The organism is Dickeya sp. MK7 (assembly GCF_000406305.1).
In the GTDB taxonomy this organism is placed as follows: domain Bacteria; phylum Pseudomonadota; class Gammaproteobacteria; order Enterobacterales; family Enterobacteriaceae; genus Dickeya; species Dickeya fangzhongdai.
In genome coordinates this window covers 3,484,459-3,496,566 of the sequence record NZ_CM001984.1, presented here as the reverse complement: position 1 = coordinate 3,496,566, position 12,108 = coordinate 3,484,459, and the positions used below count along the sequence as shown (strand labels likewise).

The window sequence follows — 12,108 nt, the reverse complement described above, 5'->3', positions numbered from 1 at the left end:
GTCCGTTTCACATTTTCTCTAATTCAATATGAAATGGTTACCGTCATCTTATTCGTATCGGTACCTATGACGGGTTGCTGAGCTTGTCTAAATAACCAGTCATAAACGATATGCCACTGTATTTTTTTCCGGAAATGAACTCACGCTATATGTCAACGTGCTGTTTAACCAGATAGCGGAATAATTGGTATCCTGATAAAGCTGGTAGGCAATTTTATCTGCGGTATTCGTGTTTTTCAGATAGCGAGCAGAACTGCCGCCGCTATTTTAGTCGTAATCAAGCGTGATAGTTATGGACGAGTCTGGCGTACAGGTCACCACAATCGATCCGGCTCCTTCACCGCCTGCGGCATGGCGATTATTCGGGATTTCCGTATGCATTCCGAAATCAATCGTTCCCAGATCGCCGGAATAGAAGCCCGTTGTGGTACCGAAGGCACAACCGGCAATGATGGTGGCGAAAACGTTAATGGTGGACGTTCTGGTCTTGCTGACGGCATCAACCATCAGAAATAACTCCGCTGACCTATCCACTCGCAGTTAAAAAATATGGCTACCAGAAAAGCGTGGCGACAACGGTGTTGGTATAGGTTCCTATCGCTGGACTGGCGCTGCTTTGATCTCCCGGCAGTATTCAACCATAAACCGTAATATCCTGTGCGGTACCATTGGCGTTAATCTGTACGCTGCCGCCAATGGTTATTTCATTGGTGCGCGCGCTGTCTGAATATAAGCGATAGGGAATTTTGGTGGTTCTGCCGTCGCTGGAAACGCTGCGTAGTGCGCCGCTGGAATATAATCCACCGTCAGATGCGGAGCCGGACTTAACCCTGCTCTGCATCTGACGGTGGCGCTGCCAGTGGATGCCGAACCGGCTATACTGGCGCCTACGTTATTTTCTTTCATGTTAGCTGTGACCTCATTTGAATAACATCGACATATTACGGTGTGCTTTCATCTGTGCATATTCACAGAGATTTAAAAATTTTAATGTTAAATCTATTTCCTTCTGATGTGTTTACCCTGAAATTTGGATGTCAGAATGATATGGTTTTTATATGCTGTATATTTTCTCCATTGCCTTCACTCTTGATGACGACTCTTCTCATTCGTTCACCGGGACACTTTTAAAATCAGAAGTTAATGAGATTATCCGATGAGTTAATAAAGTCGATGTGTCTATTTTTTCAATCGAAAAACGTTGTCTTTAAAATTCAGTATTAAGACTGACAGCCAGTCTGCAATCCTGAGAAGGGAAAGTGAAAAAAAATCCGTTTTTCGATGACAGGAAACATCATTTTTTTGTGTCATTTTTGTCGCTTACTTAAGTAAGCATGGTATCGCTATATTTATCGGTTTATCTCTGTGAACGAAGACGTTGCATTTGCTGAGTAACATACCACTCGCCTGGTATCGCTATAACATTCATATCATTGATTTATTCTATGAGGGGAAAGCGAAATCCTCGGGGTAGGATAACGTTATTGATGGGAAATATTGATTTGTGGAAATAAAAAACAGTCTCTGTAAAACAGAGACTGTTTTCTGTGGAAGTGACAGCAACCTTATGGAGATTACCGCACTTCTTGTAAGTGCAATCTCAGCGGCAATTAAGCCTGAGGCTGAGTCACTACGTCTTTGATACCTTTTACTTCGATCTCTACGCGACGATCCGGTGCCAGGCAATCGATCAGTGCAGCGCGAGCTTTCACGTTAGTGCAGGTAGAACCGCTAACCGGGTTAGCTTTACCCATACCGCGAGCAGAGATCTTGTTAGCCGGGATACCTTTGTGAACCAGGTAATCAACAACGGTCTGTGCACGTTTGGTGGACAGAGTCTGGTTGTACTGGTCGGAACCCAGACGGTCGGTGAAGCCCAGAACCACTACGGAACCGTCTTTCGGATCCAGAGTGCTCAGCTGAGAGTACAGCTGGTCCAGAGAACGCTGACCTTCCGGTTTCAGAGTTGCTTTGTTGAAGTTGAACAGTACGTCAGACTTCAGAGTGAAGCGTTTGGTCTGAACAACCGGAGCCGGGGCCGGAGTCGGGGCCGGAGCTGGAGCAATAACCGGAGCCGGAGCAGCAGTTTCCTGACCGAAACGGTAAGAAACGCCCACGCTCAGCAGGCCATTGTCCGGACGACCACCAACGGTGGACGCGTCGCCGATGTTGTTCACCCACTGGTAATCCAGACGGGTTGCCCAGTTTTTAGTGATAGCGTATTCAACACCCACAGCTGCCAGCGGAGAAACGCCGGTGTCGTGGTCGTTCAGGCCGGAATTGTCATGGCTGTCTGCACGCCATACAAAACCACCCAGACGGGTGTAGATGTCCAGATCGTCAACGATCGGATAGCTCAGTTTAGCTGCCAGCTGAACGCCTTGAGCTTTGAAGCTGCCCTGGTTGCCGCCGTTATACTTCATACGGCCCAGCCAGTCGTAGCCCATTTCAAAACCCAGGTACGGGTTAGCCTGATAACCGCCGAATGCGCCAGCACCCAGTTGGCTCTGCGCAGCGTTGGTCACGTTGTAACCATTGCCGTTCAGGCCGGTATCGTGGTACTGGGACCAACCCAGTTTACCACCCGCGTACCAGGTGTTATCGTTCGGTGCGGCTTGTGCTACGGTAGCAAAGCCAGCCAGTGCCACTGCAATCGCGATAGCTGTTTTTTTCATTTTACGCCTCATTATCATCCAAATCGGCAATTAACTCTGAAAGCTAATCAGCCTTTGGTTAAAATCCTTTCTCGGAGATATTGCCCTTGGTCTAATTACTTGCTGCCAGTGAACTGACGTTATGAAAGGGCAACTCCAGCGAGCTAAAGTCTACAACGTGGTGAGAAAGTTACAAGTATGATGTGACAGACACCATGAAAAAATCAGTCGTTCATACATAATTACTAACAAATAATGGACGATTTTGTCAGATTAACCAGATGTCTCTTGATATTAACACTTCGCAATAACATCCCGGGCACTGTATTTCCGGGGGCTACGGGTAGCCTGCTACATCCCTGTAAGAAAAGTCCTAATATTCATTTAATGATACAATCTTGAGTGAATTTTTAGTGTGGAAAATGGTCTTGTGATTGTTTTTTCCTCTGGACGCATAATAAATCCATAGGTATTTCCATGCTGTGCCGCTCTTTGCAACCGCATTTTTTGTTCATCATCCAGCTCATTTGGCAGCCAGCACAATACGACGCTGTAATTACCCGTCAGTAATGCTTTCTCCATTGCGTCAACGGTAGATACCGGATTGATGCGATGCAGTTCAATCATTTTCTCTAGCGGCAATCCTGCCTGTTGCAGCCACAAGCGGCTGAGTTTCTGCTGTGGGGAAAGCCAGAGCAACCAGCGCGACTGCGATCCCAGTTGCTGTAATAAAGGAAGCAACAGCGGCGTCAGCATGGGATGATCATCACCATAGACGATTTCGCTGATGAACCCGCTGGAGGCGGTTTTCGGCATCGCGTTATGACCCAGGTGTGACGAGTGGCAGACATGGCGGGAACGGATGGTTTGAGTACGCATGATTTCTTTACCTCACAGCATTACTGTATGTGTGTACAGTATCTTTTGTGTGAGCAAAGATCAACCGGAATTTCTGAAAGCGCTTCGCATAATCGTTATGTCGTTGCCTGCATAACATTTTTTGTATTTGAAGACGCAGTTTTGCTGTGTTTAATTAATTGTTCCAGTTACGGATGTCTCTGGTAAACAGGAAAAAACGTTCAATACAAGGAAAAAGTAATGAAAGGACTATGCGAAAAAAGGATTTTGCAGGCGAAATCAGTGTTTGCTCCGCTGGGAAATATTCTCTCCCGATCTCAGTTCGGCGGTTATAGCATTGCGGCGGACGGCGTGATTTTTGCGCTTGTTTCCAGCGGAGAACTCTATTTGCGTGCGGCACAGCATAACGAGGACTTTTTCCTTGACCGGCAGACGCCCAAACTGATTTATACCAAACGCGGCCTGCCGGTACCGCTTAATTACTATCTGGTGGGTGAGGTGCTCTGGCGGGATGAGCCGGGGCTGCTGGAACTGGCATCGCAGTCTCTTCAGGGCGCCCGGCAGGATAAAGCCGCCAAAAAACGCTGCATCAGGCTGAAAGACCTGCCGAATATCAATCACGATCTGGAACGGCTGCTCTGGAAGGTGGGGATTAGAAACATCGATGAATTGCACCGACTCGGAGCGAAAACCAGCTATCTTAAGCTGCGTTCCGTCAGCCAGAACCTGAGTGTTAATGTGTTGCTGGCGCTGGCCGGCGCCATCTGCGGCGTCCATCAGGCCGCGCTGCCGCAAGGCATGCGCAGCGAACTGATTGAATGGTTCGAGAGCACGAGCCCGCGCGCTTTCAGGCCTCCCCGGCTCAATTAGTGCATCGAGGTCTGTTGTCGATTCTCTTCGGCAATCATCTGGTTTTTTAGCTGCGTCAGTTCCGGCAGCAGGCCAATGATTAGATTAACCTGTTGTAATACCAACTGTTCTTTACTGTCCTGCTCTGGTGACTGGGCATGGATGCGGTTTTTCAGCGCCTCCAGTTCTCTGTCCAGCGCGGCCTGGTCGCCATTGTCCTGGTGCAGGGCGTCGTCGACGTAACAGACGGCATCATTCAGCAATTGCAGGGTTTCGGCCGATCGGATGTGCTCGCGGTGCGCGCCCAGAGTGGAGATATACCCCAACAGGGTGTGATTGAGGCACATCAATCTGAAGGCGTTTTCCAGCGTGTTCGGTCGGGCATGCGGTTCGGCGGACATATTGGACACCACCGAAGCCAGCTCCGCGTCGCTGTTGTGGGCGTCGCGGCGGGCAATCCGATAAGGAAGCCCGTTGTCTTTGCCCTGATGATACTGAACCATGATGGCGTCGAGATAACGGCAATTATTGTTCATGGCCTTGTCGATCACCGCTGGCAAACCGCGAAATTTCCAGTCCGGCCAGATAAAGCTGACCGCCGCCCAGGCAATGCCGCAGCCCAGCAACGTATCGACCACTCTGGGAATGGCGACCTCCAGTCCTTCGCCCAGCAGATTAAAACACATCAACACCAGCAGGGTGATAAACAGCGTGGCCTGCGCATATTGCACGGTACGGAAGGCGAAAAACAGTACGCCGCTGATGACAATCAGCGCCAGTTGCCCTTCCAGCGACGGAACGATATACAGCAGCGGTACGCCGATGAGCACACCGCCCAGCGTGCCGACAATACGCAGCGCCAGACGCCGTCGAGTGGCGTTGTAGTTCGGCTGACAGACAAACAGACTGGTCAGCAGAATCCAGTAGCCGTGGTGCAAACCGGCCAGTTGAATAATGGCGTACCCGATGCACAGCACCAGCGACATGCGTACCGCGTGACGGAACAGCGACGACTGCGGCGTAAGATGGCGGTTGAGACGCAGCCTGATATCGCTCCAGCCGGCGATTTTATCATCCGATAACCGGTTTTCTGCCGGGAGATGGTGATTATGGCGTTCGAGCGTCTGTTCGGACTGAATATTGATTAACTGGGCGTCAATCGCGCGCAGATTATTGAGCAGATGGCGTAATGCCTTGATGGATAAGGTTTCTGCGCCCTGAAAAGCCAGCCTGTCGATAGCTGCGTCCAGATGGGAGAAGGCGCGCTCGATACGGTAGTCATGCAGGTATTTTTGCTGCAGCAAAATGGACTGCGAAACTTGCTGGCAGGCGCGGGACAACATGAACAGCAAGCGCTGGAACCGAAAAGGCACGTCGCTGTAGCGTAGCGTGTGGCGCAGTTGTTCATACTGGATATGCGCCGAGCTGGCTCGTTCGTGGATATCCTGCGCGACAAAATAATAGTGCAGCGTGCGTCGGGTGCCGCGCTGGCCACGATCGCCGCGCAGCCGCGTCAGCAGCGACGCCTTGGCCTGATTGAGCGTATCGACCAACTGACCGTTGGCCATCGCTACGTCGATCAACGGCTGATCGTTGTCGTCGATATCGGGGTCGAACAGGTTGGATTTGGTTTCCAGATAGTGAGCCAGTTGCTGGTAGCAGCGGGCCAGATTGTCCTGCAGCGGCCGGATAGGGAACAGCAGGTGGCCGAGCAGCGTCAGCAGGTTATACCACAACGCGCCCAGCAACAGCAGGAACGGTTGCTGATACCAGTCGCTGTAAAGCGAAATGCCCAGCATGGTATAGATGGCGATCAGCAGCGCACCGAAAGCGATGGTAGCGTAGCGTTGCCCCAGCGAGCCCAGCAGAATAAAGCTCCAGGTCGAGATCGCCAGGCCGACGATAAATAACCAGGGGTACGGGTAGAGCAGTTCGATCGACACCGAAGCGACCAGAAAGCAGGCGAGCGTAATCAACAGGTTAAACAGACGGCCGGACAAGCGGTCATCGAGGTCGGTCAGGGCGGCGGCCACCACGCCCAGCGTCAGGGGAATGGTGCTGGTGGGCACACCCAGCCACCAGGGCAGGATCGCCACGCCGCTGAGTGCGATCAGGATCCGCAGGTTATACAGCCAACTGCTGTTGTAGATGACTCGGCGCAGGTTGGTCGAAACGCTCAGTTGCACGATGATGGTCCGTTGCGGTTACTGATAACGCCGGCGGGCGTTGGCTTCTCTGGCGGCTTGCGCCTCTTCCACCGACACCACGCGACGCCCCACCGGCCAGAGGGCGATGGCGGCAATCTTGAAATTGGCGATCCCAACCGGAATGCCGATGATCGTCAGGCACTGGGCGATGCCGCTGACGATGTGCGACAGGCACAGCCACCAGCCGAAAACGATCAGCCAGAAGACATTCAGCAGGGTGCCGCCGGCATTGAGCAGCGAACTTTTTTGCTCCGGCCGCAGCTCATCGACATGGATGGCCTCGTTGCCGTATGGCAGCAGAGAAAGTTTGGTAATTTCCCAGCATGAGCGGGTCAGCGGCAGGGTAAATACCAGCACAATGCTGACGACGGTGGCCAGCAGCCAGGCGAGCGTCGTGAAAAAACCGCCCAGCACGAAATTCAGGATATTGAGTACGGCTCGCATGATATGACTACCCTCGGTCAAACCCTATGATGGGAAACGAATTATCACATTATTAGCCGGGTTATTCTAACGTGTTTTTCTGGCTAGAGCGCGAAGTCGGATAGCGGTTACACTACAACTTTGAACATTTCTTCTGAAAATGGCGCAGGGCTCATGGAACTGAAATCGACCGCGTTGGGTAAGCATCTGGCGCAGCATCCCTACAACCGTGTGCAATTGCTGAATGCCGGCGTCAATGTCAGCGGTGATCGGCATGAATATCTCATTCCGTTTAATCAGTTACTGGCGATTCGCTGCAAGAAAGGGTTGATTTGGGGCGAGCTGGAATTCGAGTTGCCGGAAAACAAGGTGGTGCGCCTGCACGGTACGGAGTGGCAGGAGACCCAGCAGTTTTTTCGTCATCTGTTCAAGTCCTGGCAGAGCTGGAGCCAGGAGATGAGCGATGTCTGCAAAGACGTATTGCAACAGTTGGTGGACGCAATTGCGGAGCAGGAAACGGCGGATGGCTGGTTCAGCCATCAGACGCTGACGCGCGTGCAGCAGGATATCCGGGCGGGGTTTGCCGCGCTGCCGTTGCCGCTGGCGCGTCTGGACGAATTTGAACATTGCCGGGACAACTATCAGCGTTGTCTGCGCTGGCTGGAGCAGGGGGACGCATTGCGCCAGCAAGCTAACCAGCGCTGGACGGAAACGATTCTGGCGGAGCAGAAAACGTTTTTCGATACGGTGGAAAGTTCGCCGCTGAATCCCAGCCAGTGTCAGGCGGTGGTGAATGGCGAAAACGCCGTGCTGGTGCTGGCCGGCGCCGGCAGCGGCAAAACGTCGGTACTGGTGGCGCGTGCCGCCTGGTTGCTGCATCGGGCCGAGGCGTCGGCGCCGCAGATCCTGCTGCTGGCGTTTGGGCGGCAGGCCGCGGATGAAATGAACAGTCGTATCCGTGAGCGGCTGCATAGCGACGAGGTCCAGGCCAAGACCTTCCATGCGCTGGCGCTGCACATCATTCAGCAGTGCAGCCGTAAGGCGCCGGTGATCAGCCAACTGGAAACCGACGGTGCGCACCGGCGCGCATTTCTGATCCAGCACTGGCAGCAGCAGTGTGACGAAAAGAAAACCCAGGCGAAAGGGTGGCGGCAGTGGCTGACCGAAGAACTGGAGTGGACTCTGCCTGAGGGGAGTTTTTGGCAGGATGCGGCTATTGCGTCGCGGCTGGCCGGCCGGCTGGAGCGGTGGCTGGGGCTGATGCGGATGCAAGGCGGTACCCAGAGCGAAATGCTGGCGCTGGCCGATGACGAAACGCGCCCGCTGTTTCAGCAACGGTTGCGGCTAATGGCGCCATTGCTGAAAGCCTGGAAAAAAGCGTTGAAAGACGAAGGGGCGGTGGACTTTTCCGGCCTGATCCATCAGGCGGTCAACTGCCTGGACAAAGGCCGTTTTGTCAGTCCGTGGCGGCATATTCTGGTGGACGAGTTTCAGGATATTTCTCCCCAGCGCGCCCGTCTGCTGGATGCGCTGCGACGGCAAGCTCCCGATAGCAGCCTGTTTGCGGTTGGCGATGACTGGCAGGCGATCTATCGCTTCAGCGGCGCGGAACTGACGCTCACCACTGCATTTGAACAGCACTTTGGCGAAGGCGCGCAGTGCGTGCTGGATACCACTTACCGCTTTAATCACCGTATCGGGGATATTGCCAGCCGCTTCATTCAACAAAACCCGGCACAACTGAAAAAAGCACTCAATAGCCTGCGGGACGGCAATAAAAAATCGGTGGTGTTGCTGGCGCAGGAACAGCTCGATGCTTTGCTGGACAAGATGAGCGGGTATGTGACAGCGGAAGCGCGCATTCTGGTGCTGGCGCGTTATCACCATTTGCGGCCTGATGTGCTGGAAAAGGCGCAGACCCGCTGGCCGCATTTGCATCTTGATTTCATGACTATTCATGCCAGCAAGGGGCAGCAGGCGGACTATGTGATTGTGCTGGGGCTGCATGAAGGGCGTGACGGTTTCCCCGCGCCGCCGCGTGAATCGGTGCTGGAAGCGGTACTGTTGCCGCGGCCGGAGCCTTTCCCGGATGCGGAAGAGCGCCGATTGTTATATGTGGCGTTGACCCGGGCGAAACATCAGGTGTGGCTGCTGTACGATCGTGATGAGCCCTCGGTGTTTGTGGACGATTTGCATCAGTTGGGCGTACCGATGCACCGCAAACCGGGCTAACGGCAACGTCGTCTGTTTACCTTCGGAAGGGAAAACTGGCCGGGCAGCCGGCCAGTTCTGGCGTAAAAACGGCGGTTACTTCAAACGGCCCTGAAGATAGCGCTGGTAATCCGGAATCGTGACGGAAACCGGCTGGCGGAACAGGGTGGAGTTAATCAGGAAGTCTGCTGTGGAGCGGTTGGTGGCGACCGGAATATTCCACACCGTTGCCAGGCGCAACAGCGCTTTGACATCGGGGTCATGCGGCACGGCGTTCAGCGGATCCCAGAAAAAAATCAGCATGTCGATTTTCTCCTCGGAGATCAGGGCGCCCACCTGCTGATCACCGCCCATCGGCCCACTTAACATGCTTCTGACCGGCAGGCCGGTATGCAGTTGAATCAGGTTGCCTGTGGTGCCGGTCGCATACAAATGGTGTTCCGCCAGTTGGGTTTTGTTGGCGCTAACCCACTCCAGCAGGGATTCTTTACAGTGATCATGCGCAACCAGAGCAATGTGCTTATGCACCTCGATTGTGCGGGTGGTGTACTCCATGGCGACATCCTTCGAACAGTATAGTGTTTACAGATTACGGAAACACGGTTTCAGTGGAAAGCGGCAGACTGAAAAAATGCGAGCATCTTTCCAAAAACAGCGCTTTTTGCCTGTAAAATCAGCATGCTTAGTGGGCTTCTCTTTCCTTCGCCCATTCCAGAAATCGCTGGCGCGTTCCTTTGTCGGCTTGCTGAAACCAGTACTGCATGATGCCGAGCGGATCCAGCGGATTGGCTGGCGTGTTGGTAGTGGCGGAAGTCTTCGCGGGGGATTGCAGCGCGAAGGTGATGACAGCCGCCGGTTGGCTCGAACGGTTGTAGTCAGCCATGCGTTTTTCGATTTCACCGGACAATTCCACTTCGCCGGCGCGCAACACATCGGTGCGGATCGGGATGGGCAGATTTTTGCTGTCCACCAGTTGATAATCGGGTGACTGGCTGAAATCCCGCTGCGCATTCGGGCTTTCCAGGTCCGGAAGGCGGATGGAAACTTCGTTGAGGTTGTGCGCGTCGAATACGGCAATCAGACCGGGCGAGCGATAGGTTTGTTTTGTCCCGGCGGATGATCCAACCGTTCGCAGCGCCTGAAAAACGATTTGATGATACCCCTTTTCCAGTTCGAGGCTGTCTGCGCCGTTGAGCAGCGAACCGGAGACCTTTTTCCCGTCGACCATCATCAGCTCAATATCGGGCCTGAGTTTCAGCGTCGTCGCCATCGCCAGAGAACTGAGCGTGAGCAACCACAGCGTGGCGGCGATAGCGGGAATTGTTTTCATACATGCCTCATTACGGATCTGATCGTCGTATTGTTCAGTAATGGACAGAATGTGTCAAAATTTAAAAAATGAAATATTTGGTTATTAATGCGTAATAAGGTAGCACGACGCGCTTGTGGTGAGCCTGCCGATGGATTTTACCGGCACGACATATCGGCGCTGGTATTCTGCGTTACACTGATAACAGGCAGCGCCTGACGCCTTCGGGTTTTCCGGCATCATGTCTGAGAGCGGGCGTTCATCGGGTCAACGGTCACGGAGTCAACCATGCAAGACAGCGATATTAAAGCGGTACTGAACCAGGTGAAAACCATTGCGCTGGTCGGGGCTAGCGAGAACCCTTCGCGCCCCAGTTACGGAGTGATGGCTTATCTGCTTGGGCAGGGATACCGGGTGATTCCGGTCAGCCCGCGTCTGGCGGGGCAAACCCTGTTGGGGCAAGCCGCCTATGCGTCACTGAGCGATATTCCGGAACCGATTGATATGGTCGATGTCTTTCGCCAGCCGGACGCCGCGTTTGAAGTCGCACAGGACGCGATAGCTATCGGTGCGCGGGTGCTGTGGCTGCAAATCGGCGTCATCAATGAAGCCGCGGCGGTACTGGCGCATGATGCGGGACTGACGGTAGTGATGGATCGTTGTCCGAAAATTGAAATTCCCCGATTGGGGCTGGAAAAATAAGCGGCCTGCCTCGTTTCCCGGTGGGGAGCATTTCCCGGTGGAGGCAATACTGGTGGTAAACGCGCGGCTGGCGGCAAACGAGCGCCGCAATCATTACATGTCAGTGCAGCAGACGCGGGGCGCGGCGTCGGATCGTGGCGGCCAGTTCATCCAGCGATGGGTGCTCAGAAGGATTGGGGTCTTCATTGACCAGTTGCTCTTCCGCCAGATAGGTATGAATCGGGCGGCCCTGCTCATCTTCCATCACCACGTGATACCAGGGCGCCGTTCGCAGGGTATCATTGACCGCAAGCTCCTCCCATTTCGGTTGCTCAAGGGAGTATTCAGGATCAATGTCGATGACGACGCCGGGGTACCCCAGTAGTTTATGACGAATCTGCTGTCCGATGGTGAATTTACAGTTAATCATATGACCTCCCGAGAAACGTATTACGTACCCTAAATGGGGGGATGGCGCGTGGTTTTCAAGTCATCAGGTGCGGTGGCGATCTTCATCAGGACGGCTTAGCCAGTCGGTCTGTTTATTGTACTAATAATAGGCTGAACGATGGCGAAAATGCGTTAACTCTGACGTATTTTTACACTGCATTCAGTGGCGTTTGAGGGGGAAGAGATGTCGACGGTATCCGTGATTGCCTGGGTTTACGGAATGGTGCAAGGGGTGGGATTTCGTTATCACACCCAGTTGCAGGCTCGCCAGTTGGGGGTACGCGGCTACGTCAGAAACTGCGATGACGGCAGCGTGGAGGTGGTCGCCAGCGGCGAGACGCATGCCGTAGAGCAACTGGTGGCCTGGCTAAAGCAAGGAGGGCCGCGCCATGCCCGGGTGGACAAGGTGCTGATGGAGCCGCACCCCGCCACCGATGAGCGCGATTTTACCATTCGCTATTGAACC

The 12,108-nt window shown here is 53.7% G+C and carries 12 protein-coding genes and 1 pseudogene; 4 read left to right on the top strand and 9 right to left on the bottom strand.

Going from position 1 to position 12,108, the window contains the following annotated elements; genetic code table 11:
* Positions 1-99 precede the first annotated feature (99 nt).
* From DXXMK7_RS23140 to sulA, 4 genes and pseudogenes are all read right to left on the bottom strand, one after another.
* Positions 100-507, bottom strand: a pseudogene (locus DXXMK7_RS23140) (spore coat U domain-containing protein).
* A gap of 127 nt (positions 508-634) precedes the next feature.
* Positions 635-841, bottom strand: coding sequence for a spore coat protein U domain-containing protein (locus DXXMK7_RS23290; RefSeq protein ID WP_049842592.1), 207 nt, complete (start codon positions 839-841; stop codon positions 635-637).
* A 769-nt stretch (positions 842-1,610) separates the two neighbouring features.
* Entirely contained in the window at positions 1,611-2,675 is a 1,065-nt protein-coding gene (gene ompA / locus DXXMK7_RS15030; RefSeq protein WP_038919798.1) for a porin OmpA, read from the bottom strand.
* A gap of 363 nt (positions 2,676-3,038) precedes the next feature.
* Positions 3,039-3,533: an SOS-induced cell division inhibitor SulA gene (gene sulA / locus DXXMK7_RS15025; protein WP_038919797.1), complete on the bottom strand. Its 495-nt coding sequence runs from the start codon at positions 3,531-3,533 to the stop codon at positions 3,039-3,041.
* 219 nt (positions 3,534-3,752) lie between these two features.
* On the opposite strand from sulA, the gene DXXMK7_RS15020 reads away from it, so the two are divergent.
* Entirely contained in the window at positions 3,753-4,382 is a 630-nt protein-coding gene (locus DXXMK7_RS15020; protein ID WP_038919796.1) for a TfoX/Sxy family DNA transformation protein, read from the top strand.
* Here DXXMK7_RS15020 and yccS read toward each other — a convergent pair.
* Both yccS and DXXMK7_RS15010 read right to left on the bottom strand, forming a co-directional pair.
* On the bottom strand, positions 4,379-6,547 hold the full coding sequence (gene yccS, locus DXXMK7_RS15015; RefSeq protein ID WP_038919795.1) for a YccS family putative transporter: 2,169 nt from the start codon (positions 6,545-6,547) through the stop codon (positions 4,379-4,381). The genes DXXMK7_RS15020 and yccS overlap by 4 nt on opposite strands.
* Positions 6,548-6,565: 18 nt before the next feature.
* Positions 6,566-7,012: a YccF domain-containing protein gene (locus tag DXXMK7_RS15010; protein ID WP_038919793.1), complete on the bottom strand. Its 447-nt coding sequence runs from the start codon at positions 7,010-7,012 to the stop codon at positions 6,566-6,568.
* 153 nt (positions 7,013-7,165) lie between these two features.
* Between DXXMK7_RS15010 and helD the strand changes: the two genes are divergently transcribed.
* A complete protein-coding gene (gene helD, locus DXXMK7_RS15005; RefSeq protein WP_038919792.1) occupies positions 7,166-9,223 on the top strand; it encodes a DNA helicase IV in 2,058 nt (685 codons plus the stop codon).
* Positions 9,224-9,298: 75 nt separating this feature from the next.
* Here helD and DXXMK7_RS15000 read toward each other — a convergent pair whose 3' ends face one another.
* Together DXXMK7_RS15000 and DXXMK7_RS14995 are read right to left on the bottom strand one after the other, a co-directional pair.
* Positions 9,299-9,757, bottom strand: a complete 459-nt coding sequence (locus DXXMK7_RS15000; protein ID WP_038901741.1) for a methylglyoxal synthase — start codon at positions 9,755-9,757, stop codon at positions 9,299-9,301.
* A 127-nt stretch (positions 9,758-9,884) separates the two neighbouring features.
* Complete coding sequence (locus DXXMK7_RS14995; protein ID WP_038919791.1) at positions 9,885-10,532, bottom strand: DUF2057 family protein; 648 nt, start codon at positions 10,530-10,532, stop codon at positions 9,885-9,887.
* Positions 10,533-10,799: 267 nt separating this feature from the next.
* Here DXXMK7_RS14995 and DXXMK7_RS14990 point away from each other — a divergent pair, with 267 nt between their 5' ends.
* Positions 10,800-11,213: a CoA-binding protein gene (locus DXXMK7_RS14990; protein ID WP_038919790.1), complete on the top strand. Its 414-nt coding sequence runs from the start codon at positions 10,800-10,802 to the stop codon at positions 11,211-11,213.
* Positions 11,214-11,313: 100 nt separating this feature from the next.
* Here the strand turns inward: DXXMK7_RS14990 and hspQ are convergent, their stop codons facing one another.
* Positions 11,314-11,622 (bottom strand): heat shock protein HspQ, encoded by a 309-nt coding sequence (gene hspQ, locus DXXMK7_RS14985; RefSeq protein WP_013318896.1) that lies wholly within the window; start codon positions 11,620-11,622, stop codon positions 11,314-11,316.
* A 204-nt stretch (positions 11,623-11,826) separates the two neighbouring features.
* On the opposite strand from hspQ, the gene yccX reads away from it, so the two are divergent.
* Complete coding sequence (gene yccX, locus DXXMK7_RS14980) at positions 11,827-12,105, top strand: acylphosphatase (protein WP_038919789.1); 279 nt, start codon at positions 11,827-11,829, stop codon at positions 12,103-12,105.
* Positions 12,106-12,108 lie beyond the last annotated feature (3 nt).

Excerpts from the sequence above, each read along its gene's own strand:
- DXXMK7_RS23290 (WP_049842592.1), bottom strand. The coding sequence starts at position 841 with ATGCAGAGCAGGGTTAAGTCCGGCTCCGCATCTGACGGTGGATTATAT.
- ompA (WP_038919798.1), bottom strand. The coding sequence starts at position 2,675 with ATGAAAAAAACAGCTATCGCGATTGCAGTGGCACTGGCTGGCTTTGCT.
- sulA (WP_038919797.1), bottom strand. The coding sequence starts at position 3,533 with ATGCGTACTCAAACCATCCGTTCCCGCCATGTCTGCCACTCGTCACAC.
- DXXMK7_RS15020 (WP_038919796.1), top strand. The coding sequence starts at position 3,753 with ATGAAAGGACTATGCGAAAAAAGGATTTTGCAGGCGAAATCAGTGTTT.
- DXXMK7_RS15010 (WP_038919793.1), bottom strand. The coding sequence starts at position 7,012 with ATGCGAGCCGTACTCAATATCCTGAATTTCGTGCTGGGCGGTTTTTTC.
- helD (WP_038919792.1), top strand. The coding sequence starts at position 7,166 with ATGGAACTGAAATCGACCGCGTTGGGTAAGCATCTGGCGCAGCATCCC.
- DXXMK7_RS15000 (WP_038901741.1), bottom strand. The coding sequence starts at position 9,757 with ATGGAGTACACCACCCGCACAATCGAGGTGCATAAGCACATTGCTCTG.
- DXXMK7_RS14995 (WP_038919791.1), bottom strand. The coding sequence starts at position 10,532 with ATGAAAACAATTCCCGCTATCGCCGCCACGCTGTGGTTGCTCACGCTC.
- DXXMK7_RS14990 (WP_038919790.1), top strand. The coding sequence starts at position 10,800 with ATGCAAGACAGCGATATTAAAGCGGTACTGAACCAGGTGAAAACCATT.
- hspQ (WP_013318896.1), bottom strand. The coding sequence starts at position 11,622 with ATGATTAACTGTAAATTCACCATCGGACAGCAGATTCGTCATAAACTA.
- yccX (WP_038919789.1), top strand. The coding sequence starts at position 11,827 with ATGTCGACGGTATCCGTGATTGCCTGGGTTTACGGAATGGTGCAAGGG.